Genomic DNA, 20957 nt, shown 5'->3' on the forward strand with positions numbered 1-20957 from the left:
TCTATTTTTTTATAGTCAAAGTAAAAGGGTTAACCCGATAACCATGTGATGATCTTTGCCAACCAAGTGTTTGTATTACATCGTTACGTTCAATACTTAATCCTAATTCCTTAGCCAATGTAGCTTTGATCATTTTTTGCATCTTATTTAATGGTCTTCTGATTTGATGTTCTAAATCTGCTTCTAACCCAAGTCCCAAGAGTTTTTCTAACTGATTAATATTGAGAAGTGTATGTTTTTCAGGTGGTAACTCTTTCTCGCAGTCATGTAAAAATTGCCTAAATAATATTCGAAAAATATTAAGACATGATGCAGCTTTTTTATTTATAACTTCAATACTATTAACATATACCATACCTTTAACTACTTGTAACTCCAAAAGCTTTGTTGGTACAATTGGTTCAACACGTTTAAGCGAAATATACGAAGCTGGTAAAACTTGCAAAGAAGTATTTTCTACTACCTCTGGTACTCCCTTTTTAGCTGCTTCTTGAAATATCTCAGTTAAAGTCTTATACTGACAAAACAGTTCTACTATTGGCACTACATATAGGCTCAATAATAGATTCGGTATATCTTTTTTTAGAGTAATGAGAACTGTCGGATGGACTCTAAGTTTATCTATAGTTAGAAATATTGCATCAGTACAAAAATCAAGGATTATTAGATTTACAATACGACCTTGATTACAAATATAATAAACTCCTTTTTCCACTTTTTCCCACATAAGTCTTGAATCATTCAACTTTGTTTCAAACCAGTCTACGATTCTCTCTGTATTTAAGTATATGGATAAGAGATGAAATCTCTGTTTTTTATAAGTATTAGGCAAAATATGACGAGAGCAGTTTTCACAAATAGCGTCATCACATGCTTCATCAAAGTCTGGATCGATGAAAATCTCATTACTACAACTTGGATCAACTACATTTGGCCAATCAAGATAATCTTCTTCACGAGAGCAAACAATATAATACCTTTCTTGCATTTTTATCAATCCAAGATCGAATAAGTATCTTGCTGCTTTAATGTGATTTTGACTTGGATTAACCCAAGAACTATTTGAACTTAAAAGATCAGCAATTTGCTCGTGAAAGAATTTTAAGGCCATAGGATTGTTCCATATGTTTCTTTAGCTCCTCTCTTTCTTTTTTATTGAGCGGATGCTCTGAATAATAAATTTCCCCACTTGATTTGAAAGAAAATGTTACCTTTTTATTTTGGAACATTACTTTAGCTGATTGAATAAACTGTAGTATATTGCCAACAGATGGCTTTAAAATATGTAACTCTGGTGCAATAGGATCATACGGCTTTACACTTAAAGTAAGATATGTATTACTATTTTTAAAATAATCTGACTTAAAATTTAACTCAAATATACAAATGTGAGGGTCAGAACCCTCTATACATGCTTGAAGAAATTTGTGCACTTGTAGTGGAAAGTTCTTATCTTGTATGTTTACAAAAGTACATTCGCAGTCAAAATACCCACTTACAATGCTATTTGCTATTTCCACAGCTTTATTAGTATTTTTAGCACAGAGATTAACCTGTGTACCATCGAGGGAAAAATCTAAAATCATCCACTCAGGTTTATGACCATGAACAACTTTGTTTGAATTAAGCAGTAAATCTATGTCACTTTCTCGCCGTACAAACATATATATTCGATCTTGGTGATGGAAAAAATCCTGCAATTGGTTATCATTCCTAAGTATCTGCTCTACGGCTTCTGGTGACATAAATTCCTTAAATGAAGTGTTTATTTGTCTTGGTGATTTCTGTAGAGCAAATGATACGAAACCTTTCTTTTGCACTTTATCAAAGTGATAAACAGATTTTAAAAGTTTACAATTTATGTGAAATAGTAAAAACAATAAGGATCTTTTATCATACTTAGTATTATTTTTTATCAGGTACGATCTCATTAATTCCTGAGTGAGAGCAAATCTTGCTACTTCACTGACTGTAGCCTCAAGTTTCGTACGATCAAAGTAGCTAATGAGATAATAGTTAAAAAGAGAGTCAGAGTAACTGGTAAGTATCTTGCGTTTTTGCTGAGTGGATCTATGATCATAACCTCCATCCTGAAAAAGCTCCCCATTCAAATAACTTTTAAAGCAATGCTGAAAAATGATGCTCAGTTGTTTACCAGAAAGGGAATCTAACCAAGATTGACGTACATTAGAATCCTGAAAACGATCTAGTAAAAGGTTAACAGGAACTTCTAAGTCGCTTTCCCAGAATTCATAACTTGGATGAACATTCATAATAGATTAAATAAGCTATATTATACATACCATGACAATTCAAGCAAAGATTTTTTGGACATAATTTTTTCAAATATTGTATATTTAATTAGGGAGAATTTGTGTGAACTAGATAGCTTCCTTAAATAAGGTATGCATTGGTTTAGTTTAAAATGGTAAACGTTTTCTTTTAGCTGGTGATAAGAATTCTCCCAACCTATCAGAAAATTCACAGGAAGAAAAACATGCAAAAAGGGGAATTAACTATTAATTGCCGTTATGAACCTCACAGGTTAGCGGGTACATATTTGGCAAATGCTTATGAACAATTATTGAAATGTAGAACTAAGGAGGTAGAAGAAAATGACAATGGTAAGCTTGTATGCAAGAGTTTCATCAAGACAACAGGCACAGGAGAATACGATAGAGAGTCAGATTGTAGAATTGGAGCGTCGCATTAGTAGTGATGAACATGAGTTATTAGATGAGCACAGGTTTGTTGATAATGGCTACAGTGGATCAAACTTAGAACGTCCTGGCTTAGAGAGTTTACGTGATAGAGTAGCAGAAGGTAAGATTGATAAGATATACATTCATTCACCTGATCGGTTATCACGTAAATCTGCATACCAAGCGCTCTTACTCGAAGAGTTTAGAAAAGCAGGGTCAGAGGTTATTTTCTTAAATCATAAATTTGAGGATAATCCAGAATCTAATATGTTTTTAGGGATTCAAGGATTAGTAGCAGAGTATGAACGTGCAAAAATTATGGAACGTAATCGCAGAGGAAAACTTCATGCAGCTAAAACTGGCCGTATAAGCGTAATGAGTAATGCACCTTATGGTTATCGCTACATAGCAAAACATGTAGGTGAAGGAAGTGCTCAGTTTGAAATTAATCAAGAAGAAGCAGATGTAGTGCACAAAATATTTAATTGGGTTGGTCAAGAAAGAGTAAGCATCAATGAAGTTGTACGTAGACTTAGTGAGATACCGGTAATAACACAAACAGGAAAAGAACGTTGGAAAAGAAGTACTATCTGGAAAATGTTAAGAAATCCTGCTTATATAGGACGAGCAGCGTATGGTAAAACTAAAGCATGCTCGAGGCCGCAGGTAAGGAAATCAAAAAAAGGAACTTGTGGTAAACTTAAAAATGGTCATTTTAGTAATGATAAAGAGAACTGGGTTTACGTTCCAGTGCCAAGAATAATCAATGATAATTTATTTGATTTAGTGCAAGTACAGCTAACTGAAAATAGACAAAGGGCAAGAGCCCGAGAAAGAAAAGAAACGTTTTTGTTGCGAAGTTTAACAGTATGTCAGCGTTGCCAATATACTTATTGTGGTGCATATAGTAGAAATAAGCGGTATTCTTACTACCGTTGTTCTGGCTGCAGATTTAATGGCAACAGAGTATGTGACAATAAAGCAATACGTACTGATGTACTTGATACAGTTATATGGGAAGAAGTTAAGAGTATATTAAAAGAGCCAGATAGGATTGCAAATGAATATCAACGTAGATTGTCAGAGAACAAAAAACCTCTACATAATCAAACACGTGAAAAGCAAGAAAGTAAGCTAAGGTTAAGTATAAAAAAATTTATTGATAGCTATGCCAAAGGGTTTATAAGCCAAGAAGAATTTGAGCCAAGAATTACAACAATGAAACAGCATTTGAAAGAAATTGAAGAAGAGAAAGAAAGAACACTCGATCAAAAAAAATTACAACAAGAATTGAGCCTTGTTACAGATAGCTTGAAAACCTTTTCCTCAAGCATCGAATCAAAACTTGATCTAGTAGATTGGCAGACTAAACAAAATATTATTAGAATGTTAATTCATCAAATTGAAATCAACCACAACCACTTATACATAGTATTTCGCATAAAAAGTCTTGCAAATTTTGATCAAAATGGGCATAATAGAATTATGCAATGTTGTACTAGTTGTACAGACACTGGGATGACACCCTTCCTTGTAGAGATCTCTTGCGTTATCCTACTCATCTATTCTCGTTGCATCGTAATCGCAATTACTACTCTCTCCTTCGCATCTAGCATCGGTTTGTGATGTAGATTTGTCAGTGTCAGACCCAAACAACCATGAAAAAAACCCACCAAAAAATGATGCAATTAAAGAAAAGGGCTTCATAATTATATTAAGCAAATTATCAAAAAAAGAGCTGTCAATAGAATGTCCATTATCAGCAGCTTCAATTTTTACATCACTTTCTTTTTTTGCACTGATCTCCTTTTGTTCTTGTAAACTTGGTTGGACATTACCTTCTTGTCCAGCATCTTCCTCTTGACCTACTTCATTATCTTTTGATGCTATACTGTCATCAATTTTTTTGGGGGGTTTTAGTAATAGAGTTTTTATTTCTTCTGTGCTAGCTAAATCTAAAGGAGTCTTTCCATATTTATCTTGTGCATTAACATTTGCTTCTGCGTTTATTAGAGCTTCTACTATCTCTTTTCTATCATAGTTTGCAGCCCAATGTAAAGGAGTCCTCTTATCCTTATCTACTGCGTTAACATTTACTTCTGCGTTTATTAGAGCTTTTACTATCTCTTTTCTACCATATCCTGCAGCCCAATGTAAAGGAGTCCTCTCATCCTTATCTACTGCATTAACATTTGCCTTCATTTCTATTAGAATATCGACCATCTTTTCACGGCTCCACGATACATTAGGTAATGTATTCCAGTTGTTTTTTTCAATTACCAGGTGTAAAGGAGTCTTTCCATCTATATTTTGTAAATTAACATTGATACTTTCTACTTTCAGTAGATCGTCCAATTCAGGTATCTCCATCGCTTTCTTTTTTAAAAAAAAATGCAAAGGAGTCTCTTTATTTTTATCTGTTAGATTAACATTGATGCCTTTTTTGTTCAGTAGAGTGTAGAATTTATCTGTATCTATATCTAGGTCTATTTTTTGAAGAATTAAATGTAAAGGGGTTTCTCCTGCATTATTTTGTGCATTAACGTCTGCTCCTTTATCAAGTAGAAATTCTACTATCCTTTCTGTATCTTTATATCTACTTTTAGCAGCAAAATGCAGAGGAGTCTCTTCAAATTCATTTTTTACATCAACCTTTGCTCCTTTGCTGAGTAGAAATTCTACTACGTCTTTATGTCCATATTTAGCAGCAAAATGTAAAGGGGTGCTTAGATCATCACTTTGTGCATCAACCTTTGCTCCTTTACTGAATAGAAATTCTACTACACCTTTATGTCCATTTTGAGCAGCCAAATGTAGAGGAGTCTCTTCAAATTCATTTTTTGCATCAATTTTTGCTCCTTTGCTGAGTAGAAATTCCACTACGTCTTTATGTCCATTTTGAGCAGATAAGTGTAGAGGGGTCTCTTCAAATTTATTTTCTGCGTTAACCTGTACTTTTTCTTCTCTATTTAACAGATTTTCTACATCATCAATATTACCGCTTTTAGCAGCTTCAAGCAATTTGTCATTGGCATCTTTTATGCTTTGTAATAGATTTTTTATTTCTTCTGTCTTAGCTAAATCTAAAGGAGTCTGTCCTTTATCATTTTTTGTATTAACATTTGCTTCTTTCTTTAATAGGTCTTCTACTGCTTTCAAGTCGCCAAGTCTGGCAGCCAGATGTAGAGAAACCTTACAATGCTCAGCTTTTACTTCTTCGTATTTATTTAACACGTGGCGTTCTCGAGAAGAGTCATAAGCAATAAAATCTGCTCCATTATCTAATAGAACTTTTGCTATATCAGAATGATTATTTTTAACAGCCCAATATAGAGAATTACCTTGAGATCCATCATATGCATTAACATCAGCTTCTTCAATTATTAGGCGCTTTGCTTCATTAAGATCACCTCTTTTAGCAGCATCAAGTAAAGCAGCATCTATATCTCTGATTAAATAATCCATTTAACACTTCTCTATAAAATTGCATTACTATAGTAAGGTAATTAATAATTCATGAAATCTGGGTTGTAGAAATAATGATTATCCTTCGTGTTTTTCAGTATATTTAAGTAAACTATATATAAGAATTGCAATTATAGAACATACAACTGTTAATAGTAAATTTGGTAAAATGCCATAAGAAAAGAATTTTCCTACTATGTATATTCCAATAGCCCCAAACATCATATTGCAAAATGAGAGAACTGCACTACCAAGCCCTATACTTTTGACCGTTTCTAAAGCAGAAGTTACGTTATTGCTGATTACGAGTGCAAGCCCTATATTGCTCGGAATCCAAAGAACTTGAAGAATAAGTACGTTCAATTTGTTCATGAAATAAAAATATACCAATAAACCATCAGATATTATTGGTAATACCAAACCTATGATTAGCATCTTGCTCACTCCTATTTTTGGTACGTACCTTCTGTTAATTAAAGTTCCAATTATGTAAAATATAACTATGATTGATATAAGATAGCCAAAATATTGTACTTTAACGCCCATTGATTCAAATATGAATGGATAGTTAGCAATATATGCCCAAAGCCAAATGAAAGTTAATCCATGAATGGCTGAAAACCCAAGAAAACGATAATTCCTGAATATTGATATATATTGCTTGAAGATATTGATGGCTATGTTGGTTTGATTTTTATTTACAGTGAGCGTTTCTTGCAGCTTCAAGTAAATAAAAATGAGCATAACAATTGCTGCAAATGATATGATAAAAAACAAAAATTTCCAACTATATCCATGTGAAATCATATAACTGCCTATTACTGGAGCTATTCCAGGTGAAAGCGCTACTACCATATTTAACTTTGAGATTACTCTTGAGTATTCACTACCTGAGTACATATCTCTGATTGCTGCATATCCGACAACGCCTGCAACACCAGCTCCAGCTCCTTGTATAAACCGGATTAATATTAAAAGTATAATATTATCAGCTATGCAACATACAATACTTGCCAAAGTAAAAATTGTCATACCAATCAGCATTATTAGGCGCCTACCATAATAGTCTGACAGTGGGCCATAAATTAATCCAGATATTGCAACTCCTACTAAATTTAAACTGATCGTAAGCTGCGCTATATTACCTTTCACCTTAAAATAGTTGGCAATACTTGGCAATGCAACTGAGTATAAGTCTGTTGCCATATCAACAACTGCTACAGATAATATCATAATAAGAGAGATGATATTTTGTGAAAAAGCTGTCGACACTAATGATTTACTGGATTAAATATGTTTAATTGTAGTATATTTTTCTCATTAGTATATTAATTTAACTGCTAAAGTTTAAAATAATTATGTAAGCAATCTCTATATAAAATATGGATAAATCACAACTAGTTAAAGAGGTTTTCGATTCTGTAGCAAATTGCTACGACATCATGAATGATATAATGAGTCTTGGAATGCACAGGCTATGGAAAGAGAAGATGGTAAGTAGTGTGCATTTTAAAAAGAACTCCAAGGTTTTGGATATTGCTGGAGGAACCGGAGATATAGCTATAAGAATAGCAAGAGGTGAACCAAGTGCTCAAGTTACAGTATGTGATATAAATCAAAACATGCTGGACAAAGGGCGTGATAAAGCAATAAATTCAAATCAGCTAAATTTCAATTGGGTATGTGCAAATGCAGAGAGCTTACCATTTGAAGATTCTGAATTTGATTATTATACAGTAGCTTTTGGTATTCGAAACTTTTCTGACCGTAAAAAGGCTTTAAGTGAAGCATATAGGGTATTGAAGCAAAATGGACAATTTGTCTGCTTGGAATTTGCCCCTATGCATTATCAAAATGAGATATTCACCAAATTTTATGACTTATACTCATTTAAAGTAATTCCTAAAATTGGTAGCATAGTTGCTAAAGATAAGGGTTCTTATGAATATTTAGTGAAAAGCATCAGAGAATTTCCAACTCAAACTAATTTTAAAATGGAAATTGAAGAGATAGGCTTTAAGAATGTTGAGTTCTATAATATGAGCTATGGAATAGTAGCATTACATATTGGAACAAAATGAATATTAAACTCTGGTCTATTCAGTAGTTTTTTTTGCTAACTTTCTGTAATTTCGCAGCGTTTTTCCTTCAGTAGAAATCAAGCTAAAGTTTCTTGAACGTATTGCTCTAACGAAGTACACTGTAAACTAATATTGTAACTTTTTCCTGAAGCTAAAATCTATATAATTAACTTAAAAATAAAATGCGATCTAACATTAAGCAGTTATTTTATTATATAAAACCTAATCTACATTATTTTACCGTAGCTTTTATTGCAGTTCTATTTTCAGCTTTAACGATTCTTCTTTTTGGTAGGGGCTTAAGCAACATAATTGATTCTGGCGCAGAGCATAACTTTACTACCAAGCTCGTAGTTTCAATACTGATAGTTTTAGGCATTTCTTTCACTGCATTTATTCGGTTATATTTCATTGGCGTTGGCAGCGAAAAAGTTATCGCAAGAATCAGATACGACTTATATAGCAGTATCACTGACTTGCAACCAAGTTTCTTTGAAAACACAGGCGTACAAGATGTTATCTCAGCACTCATTACTGATACCTCTGCGCTGCAATCAATAATAAATAGCAGCCTACTCACCATATTGCGAAATTTTGTAATATTAATTGGCAGTGTTGCCATGTTATTATATACAAATCTACATTTAACCGCATATGCAGCTGCAATAATACCCATACTGCTCATTATCATGACTTCACTTGGAAAAAAAGTTCGCAATTATGCACGCTTTGCTCAGGATAAATTAAGTGAGCTTGCATCATTTAGTGAGGAAAATTTTAGATCTATAGTAACCATTAAATCATTTGTACTAGAAGAAAATGAAAAAATTCGTTTTCAGAAACATCTAAACTCAGTATCAAAATCATACGTAAAATTAGTACTCTTGCGTGCTATTTTAGTAACTCTAGTTATCACGTGTGTGATAGGTTCGCTAGTTATTTTGCTTTTTTTTGGAATAAAAGAAGTCTTAAGTAATAATATGACCATTGGAGAACTCTCCTCATTTGTGTTTTATTCAGCGCTTGCGGCAGGAGCTATAAATAATTTGAGCGATAACGTCAGTGACCTACAACGAGGTCTTGGAATTGTAGAGCGTTTGTTTGAGTTTACGAACATGAAAAGCTCTATAGTAAATGGCGAAAATCCTATAAGAATTAATAGTATTCAAAAAGAAATTGCGTTTAACGATGTAACATTTTTTTATGCTGATAAGCCAGCATTAAATAACGTATCATTTTCTATAGAGGCAGGCCAATCAGTATCAATTGTTGGACCATCTGGCAGTGGCAAGAGCACCATTTTAAAGCTTCTGCTCCGTTTTCACGATCCAAGTGAAGGCAGTATTACTATCGATGGACAGAATATTAAGACAATTGCGCTAAATGATCTAAGATCGCTGTTTGGCTTAGTACCACAAGATCACATGATATTTTCTTGCTCAATAATGGAAAATATACTATACGGCAAACCGTGTGCTGAATATGAGGAAGTCAGGCAAGCAGCTATCAGCGCTTATGCGATGGAATTTATTGATAATCTGCCTGATAAATTTGATACATTTGTAGGAAAAAGAGGACTAAAGCTTTCCGAAGGACAAAAGCAACGTATTATAATAGCAAGAGCAATACTGAAAAATCCTCAGGTTTTAATACTGGATGAAGCAACCTCTGCTCTTGATTATAAAAGTGAGAACCTAGTGCAAAAAGCACTTAGCAAGTTAATGCAAAACAGAACAACAATTATAATTACGCACAGGCTATCAACCGCACTCAAAACTGACAAGATTATAGTGATTAATTGCGGGAAAGTAGAAGAAGTAGGAACTCATGATTCTCTAATGAGTAAAGATGGGCTGTATGCAAAATTGGCGAAGATAGGGTAGAAATTTAAATCATAATGTTGTTAACATGCTAGATTTAGCAATCAAGTTATGAAATCTTTAATTATTTTAAAGTACAATAATATCATAGTATTTTTCAAAGGATTATTATGGTTTATAATTACAGTAATTTACCAAAATTGCCATTTACGGCTTATAATTTACCAGCAGCTTTACCAGTATCGAACTATGCACAAGCTTGCACACCTCCAATGGCTTATAATTTACCAGCAGCTTTACCAGTACCAGTATCGAACTGTGCACAAGCTTGTACACCTCCATTTGTACCTTGTGCTACTAATTCCTGCCATAATTATTTTAACTCGCATCATAACTATTATGACACATGTCATAATCCTTGTGATGGATTTGGTTTTTTTTATTAGAAGATTGTTTTTAAACAATTCATAAACGCACGTGCTGCCATCTAAGAGCACATGGTCTACCATGTGCTTCACATTTTGCTTAAAAATATAATAAGCAGGTGCTTGATTTTCATTTGCAGCGACATAGCAGTTCTACCAAAATTTATTTCAGCAACACAACTAGTTTGACTACTGACAGCTCCTTCTTGGAATCTTATCATTATTCTGCTCATAGTAAAATTTCTAAGCTCTAATATCTATTATAGCTCTTTTCATAATAGTCCGAAAAGCTTATAGAAAAGCGGAATCAACAGCATGACGAAAAGATGTGAATAGAGGACTAGCTCTGTTTTTTATAGCAAACCAATAATGCTCAATTTTGTTAAAATCTCACTTTTACCCACAAATAAAAAAGTGAGTAAAATGGATACCAAATAAATTTGGGATTAAAATGAGTGAAGTAAGTACAAATGTGCAATATACTGATGGCTTAGGGGATAAATGGCTGGAAAGAGAGTTAAAACACGTTAATTTAGGAGATACAAGACTTAATAAGAGACTTATTAAAACAGGCTATTGTATAGAGGGTAAGGCGTCTGGATCAATTAATCAAAGCTGTAGTGGATGGAAAGAAGCTAAGGGTGCATACAGATTATTTAGCAATGAAAAGCTTAAGGATAAGGAAATTTATTCTTCCCATTACAAAGAAACTATGGAGAGAATGAAAGGAAATCAGTTTGTTTTTTCAGTTCAAGATACAAGTTATTTGGATTTTGACTCTCATATAAAAACTAAGAGGCTAGGTAGTATTTCTAAAGCTTATACGAAGCATAAAATGGGTTTACTGTTGCACAGTGCCTTAATAGTCAGCAAAGACGGATTGCCTTTAGGTCTATCTTCTCAACAATGTTGGGCACGTTCTATTAGGGAAAAAGAAACGTCACAAGAAAAAGCAAACAGGAAATACCGTACCTCCATAGAAGAAAAAGAAAGTTATAAGTGGATAACAGCTCTCAAAGAAAGCATAAACAACCTTCCTGCAAATGTACAACTTGTTACCCTTGGTGATAGAGAGGCAGATATCTTCAAATTTTTATGGATCACTGAGACATTAGGTAGTTTTTATGTAATCCGTAATCGAACTAATAGAAGATTTATCTGTACTGAAATTGGAAAAACAGATTTGCAAACACGCATCACTCAACTGCCAGTAAAGAAGAAAATTTCTCTAGAAGTTAATAAAGGTGGAAACCAAAGATCAAGGAAAGCTAATATTGAAGTTAAGTATATGAAAGGCTATATACCTATCAGATCTTCTTCAATTTATGGATCAAAAGACACAGTGCATAAAATAAGTGATAAAATCCCTGTATATGTGGTAAGTGCAAAAGAAACAAATCCTCCTGAAGGATTGGAAGCTATTGATTGGACTTTGCTGACTAATGTACCAGTTAATAGCACTTTAGATGCTATAGAAAGGATAAATTGGTATAAGCTAAGATGGAAAATTGAGGAGTATTTCAGGGTTTTAAAATCAGGATGTAAAATAGAAAGCTCTCGTTTAACTACAAAGGAAAGGCTACAGAAATTAATTGCTATAAAGAGCATTATTGCATTTAAAATTTTATATTTAACAAAAGTCGCTTTATCAAATCCCATGGAAACCTGTACTAAAATTTTAAGCAACGAAGAGTGGAAGGCCCTTTTCATACGTGAGCATAAAGTAGCTACATTGCCAGAAGAACCTCCAAACATAAAACAAGCTATTATTTGGTTAGGAAAATTAGGTGGATTTATGAATAGAAAAAGTGATAATTTACCAGGGGCTATGACTCTATGGCGGGGCTATGAAAATCTTAAGGAGAGCATAGTTATGCTTCACATCATGACCTCTCAAAATTGTGGGTAAAAGTGAGTGTTAAAATCGGGAGAATAAGGCGGTAGATATAAAATTTCTGCGCCAACTCCTTTAGCAAATCTTATTAGACTTATGAAAAGTAGCATTATCAAGGATAACAGTTTGTCCAGGTTTCAAAATCGGTGTCAGAAACTGCTCAAACCATTTATTAAAGATATCCATATTACAGTGGCCTTCAAATGTTAACGGAACAACTATTTTTCTGCCGTTTAAGGCTGCAATCATACTGATTCGTTGAATTTTTTTACCAGATTTTAGAGCATAAAACCTCTGTCCCTTCTGGCAATATCCATAACTCGGTGTCCAGACTCATCTATATAAACTAAGTTTTGAGGTTCTTTTGTTGCTATAATTTTCAAAAATTCAGCGCGTTTTTCTTCGTTTCTTTCTTTGTATCCGTATGTCTTTTTTTGCGTGTGAGTCCAATTTTTTTAAGAGCTCGATGGATCGTTGGGATACTAACATTGCTCCAAAGCTTAGCCATTTCCGATACCACCATATTTTTTAGCAAATTCAGTAAATTTATTCCAGTCAGTAATTTTGTGATTATAACCTCCATTTCCAAGTTTTTTTGACTGAAAATCTCCTGTTTCTTTTCTTCTTTGCTGCCACTCCCATAACGTAGTTCTTCCAATTTTAAATCTTGCTGCCACCGTTTCCCTGCTTTCTCCTTCTTCTAGTGCTTCCATTGCTTTTTTTATAACTATATGCTGCTGGCATCCTTACCTTCACTACTATAAAACCTTATTTTACCTCGTTTGGACTATTATGAAAAGAGCTATACTTGTATAACGGCTGGAAAGGAAATTTTAAATATATCAATCTTAGTATTAAGATTATAAATTTATTAATTATTTTATCCTATAATAGTCTAATAGTTATTTTTTAAAGGATATTTATGACTCACTATCACACTTCATCTCCAAAAAACGTTTGTTCTCATAATACCAAAACTTCTTTTCCAGGCTGTAAATCAATATGCATTCCTGATAAAGATGAGCATTGTCATACTACTCGTTTATGTCACAGTCAAGACCCGTTTTTCAAGCATCATTGTACTCCATACCACTATGATTATAACTCACATTGTAAACATGGTTATGACCCATGCTACGGTAATAATCACGGTTATGGTCATGGTACAACAGCATCATGGTATCATGCTCACGATTCTGGTAACACAGTAGTGTTAAATGTACCATGTTGTGGTTGCGGAACAAGAACTGGGATAGGAACTGATACAGTTGCAAAATTAGCTCCAGAGCACAACGATTTATTTTGAAGGCGATAAAACTTAGTGAGGGTGTAAAAGGTGTGAAGGACTTGTAGGGATACTATGTGCTGAAATCATAATGCGACGATAGGTATAGCACTGATGTGATATGGTAATAACATAACAATTTATACTATGGATATGGGGTATGTATTATGCCCTTATATCTATAGATTTAGAGCTTTATTAATAACTAATTCGGCGTGTAATTTTTTACCTTGTTCTATTAATAATTTTATATATAACTCTAATTGTATGGGAGATTTTTATGTTAAAGTATAATCTTAATAACCAGTATGATAATAAAACATATACTAGTGTTACTGATAATCTAACGAATGCTGTTCAATATGAAGAAGATAGGGAAAAACTTAACGCAGATGAAGTAGATAAAAAAGATGAGGAAAAAACTACCGTAGATAAAGAAGATGAGGAAAAAACTACCGTAGATAAAAAAGATGAGGAAAAAACTACCGTAGATAAAAAAGATGAGGAAAAAACTACCGTAGATGAAGGAAATAAGGTAAAACCTACCGTAGATGAAGGAAATAAGGTAAAACCTACCGTAGATGAAGGAAATAAGGTAAAACCTACTGTAGATGAAGGAAATAAGGTAAAACCTACCGTAGATGAGTGTAAACTACACCCATGCTGCAAGTATTATTATAATTTGTGTTTCAACGATTGTTATGATTCATGTTGTAGTAATCATGACGTAGCATGGTTTAATACTTGCGACGATGGCAACACAGTAATGCTGAATACAACTTGGGATTGGGAAATAGAACTACCTGGAATTATATGGTATCCGGAGTTTTTTGACTTTGGTTATTCTGAATTAATGTTGATCTAAGTTTATGGTTTCAGAGTATAATGCTATGATATACGAAAAGTTGCTGTCTAAGTTTAATCTATCAAGTGTTACATCAGCCTGTTAAAGCAAAAGAGAAAATGAAGGTAAAATAGTTAAGATAACCCTTCAACTCCTTCCATTTATCAACTATACTGCTATAGATTTTAGCAGTATAATAAATGAACATTTTCAAGCAGGTTTCCTCTCTAATTTCTAGCAAATTAAATAAGTTGAAGCAAAGGGGTGTTATAAGTACGAATGCAACAAACTTTATTGTAGAACCTCCGAGCAATAGAGCGCATGGAGATATTTACACAAATGTTGCTATGGTGCTTGCAAAGCATGAAAAAAAGAATCCAGTTGAGATTGCAGGGATCTTAGCAGAAGAATTTAAATCTTTTGATGAAGTTGCAAAAGTGGAAATAGCAGGTCCTGGGTTCATCAATATGCACTTGAAAATGGAAGTATGGCATGGGATTTTAAAGCAAATAAATGAGCTAAAAACGGAGTTTGGCACTCTCAACATTGGAAACAATCAGGCCATCAATGTTGAGTTTGTATCCGCAAATCCAACTGGGCCACTACATATTGGTCATGCAAGAGGGGCAGTGTTTGGTGATGTTTTAGCAAATTTGCTAAAGAAAGTTGGTTATAAAGTTACTAAGGAGTACTATATCAATGATGCTGGAGCGCAGATAGATACGCTAATTCGGTCAGTATATTTGCGGTATAAGGAAGCTCTGGGAGAGAAAATTAGCATCGAAAAAGGTTTATACCCAGGTGAATATTTAAAGCCAATAGGGAAGGGGCTAGCTAAAAAATATGGCAAGGAGCTTAGAGAAGAGGAGGATAATCAAATAATTAGAGAGTATACTTTAAGTTCCATTTTAGAGATAATAAAGGAAGACATGAACTTACTTGGAGTAAGTCATGATGTCTTTACTTCAGAGTATGAGCTACAAAAAAATGGCAAAATCGAAGAGAGTATAAAGATATTATCTGACAAGGGTCTTGTGTATGAAGGATACTTGGAGAAACCAAAAGGCAAAGAAAGTGAAAGTTGGACTTCCAGAAAAGAAATGTTATTTCGCTCTACAGCATTTGGTGATGATGTTGATCGCGCACTAAAAAAAGAGGATGGTAGCTGGACTTATTTTGCATCGGATATTGCTTACCATTTTGATAAGATATCACGTGGTTTTAACAATATGATCGTAGAGCTCGGCAGTGACCATGGCGGTTATATTAAAAGGCTTAGAGCAGTTGTCTCTGCGCTCAGTGATGATCAAGCAAAGATAGAGGTAAAACTGCATAATATTGTGAATTTCTTCGAAAATGGCAAACCTGTTAAGATGTCGAAAAGATCAGGAAATTTTCTTACAGCTAGGGATGTAGTGGAAGAGGTTGGCAGGGATATAACTCGTTTTATAATGTTAACACGCAAGAATGATATGGTCTTGGACTTTGATTTTGCTAAAGTTAAAGAACAGTCAAAAGACAACCCTATTTTTTATGTGCAATATGCGCACGCCCGTGCTCATTCGTTAATGCGTAATGCTCCAAAAGAGCTCCCAACAGCAGACCCTTCACTTTTAAAGACAGATGGGGAGCTATTCCTCATAAAAACCTTAGCAAAGTGGCCAGATGTGGTAGAAATATCTGCAAGGCTTTGTGAGCCACACAGAATCACTTTCTACTTACTTGAAGTTGCAGAAGCGTTTCACGTTTTATGGGGATATGGCAAAAGTGATTTAAATATGCGTTTTATACTGGAGAATAACTTAAATTTCACCGCTGCAAGAATGTTTCTCGTCCAAGCCTTAGCACACGTCATTGCTTCTGGACTTTCGATTTTTAATATAGAGCCTTTGAAAGAGATGAGTTAATTTTAATGCGTAATATTAAATGTGATAATAAATTATTGATGTAAGTACAATAAGGCCAAAAATTATACAAGAGGTCTGTTAAAATCACGTATGTCGATTGTCTTGAAGTCACACAATTGTTCTGTAGAGCTATGTCCTGTAATAATTACTGTACCGTTCTGCTCAGAGCGTATTGAGATTAGGTTCAATACTAATTCACATGTTGTGCTATCAAGATTACAGAATGGTTCATCTATCAGCCAAATGTTTGCATTAGAAATTAAAAGGCGAGCAAGCGCAACTCTTCTTTTCCAGCCTGCAGAAAGTTCACCATATCTAATGTTAAATACAGGCTGCAACTCTAAACAATAAGCAGCTGCCATAACTGATTCTCTAGTGTTCCGTATTCTTGCCCAGAATTCTATGTTTTCACCAATTGTTAAACTATCTTTACAGGCGTTTTTATGTCCTACGTAAACCATGGAAGATATAAAGGATTTTGGATCATCATATATGTCTTTTCCGCAGTATCTTATATTGCCTGATACTGGCGGTAAGAGTCCAGATAAACTTCTGATTAAGCTGGTTTTGCCGCTACCATTTGGACCAGTGATTAAGATTTTTGATTTTGGCTCAGCTTTAAAATTGAGGTTTTTAAATAATACTTTGTTATTACGAGCACAGGATAGATTTTTACATTCAAGCATCTATTGGACCTTTAAAGAGAACTTGGAGCCTAAACACTTCAGTGTATGAACATTGGATAGCTTGCACAACAAACAGTCAGTGTTTGACATACAACTGTACGAACATTGGGTTTGTAGGTAGCAGATGGTGTCATCCCAGTGCTTGACACTGGGATCCAGGAATTTTAAGTAAGCACGCTGAGCTGGTTGGCATAAAAGTAGTTGCTTTATGTTAAAATTAATATTTTTAACTAGATTACATGAAGAGCTGGATCCCAGTGTCAAGCACTGGGATGACACCCTTATACTTGACTGACTATAACACTTAAGAAGTTTAATGCCAGAAAGCAGGTTATACAACGGATACGTCATCTGCCTTTTCCTTTATATTTACCCTTAGTTGAAGACTGAGCTTTTATAAATAGCTCCCAAAATCCTTTCTTATCACCTTCTCTGTGTATCAATTGTGCAAAATGTTTCATTAAACTATTACCCATCATAACCATCTTTGTCCATTTACCTAACGGTTTTGCTATATCAACTATTTCTAGATCTTCTTTGTAAACTTGCATATTCTTTTGTTTCTCCCTTAGCATTTCCTGTTGTTTCATCAACTCTTTTTGCTTATTTTTTTGATACAATTCATTAAATCTTCTATTTTCTTCCCACTCTTCTTTGAGAACTTTTAGAGGAAATATAATTTTTCTAATATGATTTTTGTATATTTTTCTCAAAAAGAGAAATACTGCAATTATAGTAAGTAATATCGTGCTATATGTAATGATTTGTCCGAACGGCATTTTTATACTCAGCTTATTGGCAAGCGGTATTTACAATTATACCATAACTATAGAAATTTTACAATTTTTTTCTGGATAAAGATAGTAGACTAAAAATTTCTAAAGGACAAAAGCAACGTATTTACGTACAGGCTATCAACTACTACACTCAAAACTGACAAGTGTTAATCATTGGAGAGTAGAGGAATCACGGCTCTCTAATGAATAAAGATGGACTGTGTCAAGCTGGTGAGTAAGGTGGAAATTGAAGAAAATCTAATTGTTGGTTATCATGCTAGATCTACAATATAAGTTATAAAATTTTTAATCATTTTGGCTTATAATAATTTCTGAGTTAACCTTAGATTTCCTGAGCTGTGGTTTCTTTTACCCATGTTGAATTCCTAGCTTTTATACTCTAATTTAATTCCAGTTTTGACTATATAGGAGGTCACAATGTCAAACAATATCTATAGCGATCAAGTTGATAATAGTAATTTATATGCCAACAAACTTTTTTATGATGAAGAGGGTGAGCAAGTCGAAAATCTAGGAGATCAGGTTGCGGGAAAAGAGGATGATAAATTAGAAGAAGATTTACTTCGTGACTGTAGAGATGAAACTAAGAAGGCAAAAGATAAGTTAATACAGTGTAAAAAAGATGCTGTGGAATCACAAAGAGAAATTACAAAATTAGAAGCAGAAGCTAGTGAATTAAAGTCACAGGTTCAAGAAGAAAGAGAGAAGGTAGAACAAACTAAGAATGAAGCTGAGGCAAAAGTTGATAAGTTAAAATTACAGGTTCAAGAAGAAAGAGAGAAGGTAGAACAAACTAAGAATGAAGCAAAAGCAGAAGTTGATAAGTTAAAATTACAGGTTCAAGAAGAAAGAGAGAAGGTAGAACAAACTAAGAATGAAGCAAAAGCAGAAGTTGATAAGTTAAAATTACAGTTTCAAGAAGAAAGAGAGAAGGTAGAACAAACTAAGAATGAAGCAAAAGCAGAAGTTGATAAGTTAAAATTACAGGTTCAAGAAGAAAGAGAGAAGGTAGAACAAACTAAGAATGAAGCAAAGGCAAAAGTTGATAAGTTAAAATTACAGGTTCAAGAAGAAAGAGAGAAGGTAGAACAAACTAAGAATGAAGCAAAGGCAGAAGTTGATAAGTTAAAATTACAGGTTCAAGAAGAAAGAGAGAAGGTAGAACAAACTAAGAATGAAGCTGAGGCAAAAGTTGATGAGTTAAAATTACAGGTTCAAGAAGAGAAAGGGAAGGTAGAACAAACTAAGAATGAAACTGAGGCAAAAGTTGATGAGTTAAAATTACAGGTTCAAAAAGAAAGGGAGAAGGTAGAACAAACTAAGAATGAAGCTAAGGAAGCAAAAGATGAGTTAATACAGTGTAAAAAAGATGCTGAGAAGATGAAAGAAGGCTCTGAACAGGCAATTAATCAGGCAAAGTATGATGATGCTCAAGCAGAAGCTAAACAAGCAAAATTAGAAGCTAAGCAAGCAAAATTGGAAGCTAAGCAAGCAAAATTGGAAGCTGAGCAAGCAAGAATAGAAGCTTTGAGGTGCGAAATTGGACAAGAGAGAGAAGAAGTTATGCGGTGTAAAATTGACAAGGTAAAAGAAGAACTTATGCAGTATAAAATTGACATGGCAAAAGCAGAGACTGAGTGGTATAAAAAAGCAGCTGAAGAATGTAAAAAAGAGAAAGGAAGTGATAAAGAAGAACTTATACAGTGTAAAATTGACACGGCAAAAGCAGAGACTGAGTGGTATAAAAAAGAAGCTGAAGAATGTAAAAAAGAGAAAGGAAGTGGTACAGATAAACCTTGTCCCAATGGAGGAGGTGGAACTAATGTAGTCAAACCTGTTACTAATGGAGGAGGAGATGAAACTAATGTAGTCAAACCTGTTACTAATGGAGGAGGAGATGAAACTAATGTAGTCAAACCTGTTACTAATGGAGGAAGGGATGAAAATAGAGAAATTACGTCTCAAAAAATAACCCCAGATTGTAGCAAGGAAGAAATTTGTGGATCTTATGCTCGTTTTTATGGAGAAAATGGAAAGATAGGTTATCAAGGTTTTAATACATCTGATTTATTAAAGAATTTGTATTCTGAGATGTACGGTAATCCTAAAATTGCACCATATATAGAAAAGGGAGCAGAGGGTGGTTATGGTGCAGTAAATTTTAAATTTGCCTTTACTGATACTCTTAGTTCAATAGGCTACTTTAGTGATATAAAATGTGATAAATGCATTAATAGTCCACAAGAGTTAGCGTGTCAAGAAGAAGGGATTAAGAGTTTCTGCTACTCTAACGACTACTATGCTACTAAAGAATGCAACAAGAATTTTTTTTCTAGAGAATCATGTCCTGATCTCGTTAAAGAGTTCGGTGAAATAAATGTTATGAAAGCAAAACAAGTTGCACCATTGATACTTGTTAATAACTCAGGACAAATGATAGATAAAGAGGGCAATAACACTCAAATACACTATAATTTATTAAAGCCTTATCTAAAGGCTAATGGTAAAATCAAGGACTGTGGAAATGACCAAAAGTGTAAGGATTATATTCCAATCATGAAGAAAGTTGCATGGGATACTGATAAGGAAGTACTGTTAAAAACTGTTTTTGATGATATGCAAAGAGCGAGTCCTTACTATGAAGATAATCCTGTTTCTGATGATACTAATTTTATATAAGACTAAATGTTTTCTGGGCTTTTCAGCTCAGAAAACACTTTTTTAGAAAAATAGAATTGGTGACCTTACTCAAAAAAAAGTAGAGAAGAAGTTTTTGTTGTGAGAATAAATTTAGCAGAGTTTATAATATAATATTTAAGTTATTTATGATAAAAAATAGATTTCTTGCATAACTAAGCGTCATCCCAGCTGGGATTTAGCAAGAAAATCTAGATTCCAGCGTTACGCGCTGGAACTCTTTAAATTCCAGTAGTGCAAGAAATCTAATTTCTACGTGTTTAAATATGGAAGTTCTAGTTTGTTGAACAGAACGTTGAGAAGTATCAATAAGAAGCTCCCTTTTGAGTAAACTTTTCTGCAACGGGGGAGTGT

General features: G+C 33.8%; 14 protein-coding genes and 2 pseudogenes. 8 read left to right on the forward strand and 8 right to left on the reverse strand.

Annotated elements, in window-relative coordinates; all coding sequences use genetic code 11:
• Nucleotide 1 precedes the first annotated feature (1 nt).
• A complete protein-coding gene (locus tag ACE38P_RS00130) occupies nucleotides 2–1111 on the reverse strand; it encodes a hypothetical protein (protein WP_374699288.1) in 1110 nt (369 codons plus the stop codon).
• Nucleotides 1077–2273, reverse strand: coding sequence for a hypothetical protein (locus ACE38P_RS00135; RefSeq protein ID WP_374699289.1), 1197 nt, complete (start codon nucleotides 2271–2273; stop codon nucleotides 1077–1079). Before ACE38P_RS00135 ends, ACE38P_RS00130 begins: the two co-directional genes overlap by 35 nt.
• A 342-nt stretch (nucleotides 2274–2615) precedes the next feature.
• Here ACE38P_RS00135 and ACE38P_RS00140 point away from each other — a divergent pair, with 342 nt between their 5' ends.
• A complete protein-coding gene (locus ACE38P_RS00140) occupies nucleotides 2616–4328 on the forward strand; it encodes a recombinase family protein (protein WP_374699290.1) in 1713 nt (570 codons plus the stop codon).
• On the opposite strand, the gene ACE38P_RS00145 is transcribed toward ACE38P_RS00140, so the two are convergent.
• On the reverse strand, nucleotides 4257–6167 hold the full coding sequence (locus ACE38P_RS00145; protein ID WP_374699291.1) for an ankyrin repeat domain-containing protein: 1911 nt from the start codon (nucleotides 6165–6167) through the stop codon (nucleotides 4257–4259). The genes ACE38P_RS00140 and ACE38P_RS00145 overlap by 72 nt on opposite strands.
• 78 nt (nucleotides 6168–6245) lie before the next feature.
• Nucleotides 6246–7400 (reverse strand): Bcr/CflA family efflux MFS transporter, encoded by a 1155-nt coding sequence (locus ACE38P_RS00150; protein ID WP_264375474.1) that lies wholly within the window; start codon nucleotides 7398–7400, stop codon nucleotides 6246–6248.
• Nucleotides 7401–7549: 149 nt separating this feature from the next.
• Between ACE38P_RS00150 and ubiE the strand changes: the two genes are divergently transcribed.
• Nucleotides 7550–8248 (forward strand): bifunctional demethylmenaquinone methyltransferase/2-methoxy-6-polyprenyl-1,4-benzoquinol methylase UbiE, encoded by a 699-nt coding sequence (ubiE, locus tag ACE38P_RS00155; RefSeq protein ID WP_264375475.1) that lies wholly within the window; start codon nucleotides 7550–7552, stop codon nucleotides 8246–8248.
• 182 nt (nucleotides 8249–8430) lie between these two features.
• On the forward strand, nucleotides 8431–10131 hold the full coding sequence (locus ACE38P_RS00160) for an ABC transporter ATP-binding protein (protein WP_374699292.1): 1701 nt from the start codon (nucleotides 8431–8433) through the stop codon (nucleotides 10129–10131).
• Between the two features lie 653 nt (nucleotides 10132–10784).
• Here the strand turns inward: ACE38P_RS00160 and ACE38P_RS00165 are convergent.
• Nucleotides 10785–10883, reverse strand: a pseudogene (locus ACE38P_RS00165) (IS630 family transposase); the annotation flags it as partial.
• 61 nt (nucleotides 10884–10944) lie between these two features.
• Here ACE38P_RS00165 and ACE38P_RS00170 point away from each other — a divergent pair.
• Complete coding sequence (locus ACE38P_RS00170) at nucleotides 10945–12402, forward strand: IS4 family transposase (RefSeq protein ID WP_374699293.1); 1458 nt, start codon at nucleotides 10945–10947, stop codon at nucleotides 12400–12402.
• Nucleotides 12403–12410: 8 nt separating this feature from the next.
• On the opposite strand, the pseudogene ACE38P_RS00175 reads toward ACE38P_RS00170, so the two are convergent.
• Nucleotides 12411–13131 (reverse strand): annotated as a pseudogene (locus ACE38P_RS00175) (IS630 family transposase); the annotation flags it as partial.
• A gap of 178 nt (nucleotides 13132–13309) precedes the next feature.
• Here ACE38P_RS00175 and ACE38P_RS00180 point away from each other — a divergent pair.
• The 3 genes from ACE38P_RS00180 to argS all read left to right on the forward strand — a co-directional run bounded on the left by ACE38P_RS00180 (nucleotide 13310) and on the right by argS (nucleotide 16423).
• A complete protein-coding gene (locus ACE38P_RS00180) occupies nucleotides 13310–13693 on the forward strand; it encodes a hypothetical protein (protein ID WP_374699294.1) in 384 nt (127 codons plus the stop codon).
• A gap of 259 nt (nucleotides 13694–13952) precedes the next feature.
• Nucleotides 13953–14537, forward strand: a complete 585-nt coding sequence (locus ACE38P_RS00185) for a hypothetical protein (protein WP_374699295.1) — start codon at nucleotides 13953–13955, stop codon at nucleotides 14535–14537.
• A 179-nt stretch (nucleotides 14538–14716) separates the two neighbouring features.
• A complete protein-coding gene (gene argS / locus ACE38P_RS00190) occupies nucleotides 14717–16423 on the forward strand; it encodes an arginine--tRNA ligase (RefSeq protein ID WP_374699296.1) in 1707 nt (568 codons plus the stop codon).
• A gap of 62 nt (nucleotides 16424–16485) precedes the next feature.
• Here argS and ccmA read toward each other — a convergent pair whose 3' ends face one another.
• Nucleotides 16486–17109 (reverse strand): heme ABC exporter ATP-binding protein CcmA, encoded by a 624-nt coding sequence (gene ccmA / locus ACE38P_RS00195; RefSeq protein WP_064085635.1) that lies wholly within the window; start codon nucleotides 17107–17109, stop codon nucleotides 16486–16488.
• A 347-nt stretch (nucleotides 17110–17456) separates the two neighbouring features.
• Nucleotides 17457–17888: a hypothetical protein gene (locus ACE38P_RS00200; RefSeq protein WP_064085636.1), complete on the reverse strand. Its 432-nt coding sequence runs from the start codon at nucleotides 17886–17888 to the stop codon at nucleotides 17457–17459.
• A gap of 435 nt (nucleotides 17889–18323) precedes the next feature.
• On the opposite strand from ACE38P_RS00200, the gene ACE38P_RS00205 reads away from it, so the two are divergent.
• On the forward strand, nucleotides 18324–20585 hold the full coding sequence (locus ACE38P_RS00205) for a hypothetical protein (protein WP_374699297.1): 2262 nt from the start codon (nucleotides 18324–18326) through the stop codon (nucleotides 20583–20585).
• Nucleotides 20586–20957 lie beyond the last annotated feature (372 nt).

Source organism: Wolbachia endosymbiont (group A) of Limnophora tigrina (assembly GCF_964263225.1).
In the GTDB taxonomy this organism is placed as follows: domain Bacteria; phylum Pseudomonadota; class Alphaproteobacteria; order Rickettsiales; family Anaplasmataceae; genus Wolbachia.

Bases quoted from the DNA above. Each gene is read 5' to 3' on its own strand.
- argS (WP_374699296.1), top strand. From the start codon at position 14,717: ATGAACATTTTCAAGCAGGTTTCCTCTCTAATTTCTAGCAAATTAAAT.
- ACE38P_RS00170 (WP_374699293.1), top strand. From the start codon at position 10,945: ATGAGTGAAGTAAGTACAAATGTGCAATATACTGATGGCTTAGGGGAT.
- ubiE (WP_264375475.1), top strand. From the start codon at position 7,550: ATGGATAAATCACAACTAGTTAAAGAGGTTTTCGATTCTGTAGCAAAT.
- ACE38P_RS00135 (WP_374699289.1), bottom strand. From the start codon at position 2,273: ATGAATGTTCATCCAAGTTATGAATTCTGGGAAAGCGACTTAGAAGTT.
- ccmA (WP_064085635.1), bottom strand. From the start codon at position 17,109: ATGCTTGAATGTAAAAATCTATCCTGTGCTCGTAATAACAAAGTATTA.
- ACE38P_RS00160 (WP_374699292.1), top strand. From the start codon at position 8,431: ATGCGATCTAACATTAAGCAGTTATTTTATTATATAAAACCTAATCTA.
- ACE38P_RS00130 (WP_374699288.1), bottom strand. From the start codon at position 1,111: ATGGCCTTAAAATTCTTTCACGAGCAAATTGCTGATCTTTTAAGTTCA.
- ACE38P_RS00205 (WP_374699297.1), top strand. From the start codon at position 18,324: ATGTCAAACAATATCTATAGCGATCAAGTTGATAATAGTAATTTATAT.
- ACE38P_RS00200 (WP_064085636.1), bottom strand. From the start codon at position 17,888: ATGCCGTTCGGACAAATCATTACATATAGCACGATATTACTTACTATA.
- ACE38P_RS00145 (WP_374699291.1), bottom strand. From the start codon at position 6,167: ATGGATTATTTAATCAGAGATATAGATGCTGCTTTACTTGATGCTGCT.
- ACE38P_RS00150 (WP_264375474.1), bottom strand. From the start codon at position 7,400: ATGATATTATCTGTAGCAGTTGTTGATATGGCAACAGACTTATACTCA.
- ACE38P_RS00185 (WP_374699295.1), top strand. From the start codon at position 13,953: ATGTTAAAGTATAATCTTAATAACCAGTATGATAATAAAACATATACT.
- ACE38P_RS00140 (WP_374699290.1), top strand. From the start codon at position 2,616: ATGACAATGGTAAGCTTGTATGCAAGAGTTTCATCAAGACAACAGGCA.
- ACE38P_RS00180 (WP_374699294.1), top strand. From the start codon at position 13,310: ATGACTCACTATCACACTTCATCTCCAAAAAACGTTTGTTCTCATAAT.